This window comes from Roseateles sp. P5_B10 (assembly GCF_056400485.1).
Window position 1 is genome coordinate 1 of the sequence record NZ_JBFULE010001338.1, and the last position, 911, is coordinate 911.

Sequence of the window (911 nt, forward strand, 5' to 3'; positions counted from 1 at the left end):
GTGTAGAGGTACTGGATGGCCTCGTCGACCCAGCCCTTGTAGTAGCCGGCCAGCACGCCGAGCAGCAGCGCGATGGGCAGTGTGGCCAGCGTAGCCAGCGCGCCAATGACGAAGGCGGTGCGCACACTCTTGAGGGCTTGCACGAGCACGTCGTTGCCGGTGCGGTCGGTGCCGAAGACGTGGTAGTGCGGCATCAGCGCGATGACGGGCCCGGCCAGCAGCGCGATGACGGCCAGCATGATCAGCATGGCGCGCAGCGGGTAGTAGGTGCGGTCGGCAGCAAGATCGGCCAGCCCGTGGCGCCAGCCACCGTGATGACGGGCCAGGGCCGCGGCGGTCAGAACGACCATCACCCCGACGGCCAGCAGGCCGCCCGCCAGGCCCAGGGCAGCGCGCGCAACGACGTCGGCCGACCATTGCGTCGCCGGGTCGGTCAGGTGCGCGCCACCGAACTGCAGGCGCGGGTAGTCGCGGCTCACTTGGCCCTGGGCGTCGGTAACGCTTTCCTTGTTGAAGCCACGCGTGCCCAGCGGCAATGAGTAGCTGACCTCACGCATGCCGATCTGGCGCTGCAGGACCAGGTCGAGCAGCGACAGCGTGCGCGTGTCGTAGACGGCGGCCTCACCTTGGCCCGACAGCAGCGCGTGTCGAAGGTGAATGCTGTCGGCCAGCGTGAGGAGCAGGAAGAGCGCCATGACAACGCCGGCACACGCGGCGACCGGATCACGCAGCACGCGCCGCCACGTCGCACGCAGATTGGCTTGGCGCCTCACTCGCAACGCGTAAGCGACGACGGCCGCTGCCACCAGCCACAGCGCGATGTCGGTCCAGAGCAGCACCAGTTTCATGTCCGCGCGGCCGTCCGAAGGGCATGAGCGCCCCCTCGGGGGGCAGTGAACGAAGTGAACGTG

Annotated in this window: 1 pseudogene; it reads right to left on the reverse strand. The window is 68.8% G+C overall.

From position 1 onward, the window contains the following. Positions 1-848 (reverse strand): annotated as a pseudogene (locus AC1DU6_RS33150) (ABC transporter permease); the annotation flags it as partial. Positions 849-911: the final 63 nt, after the last annotated feature.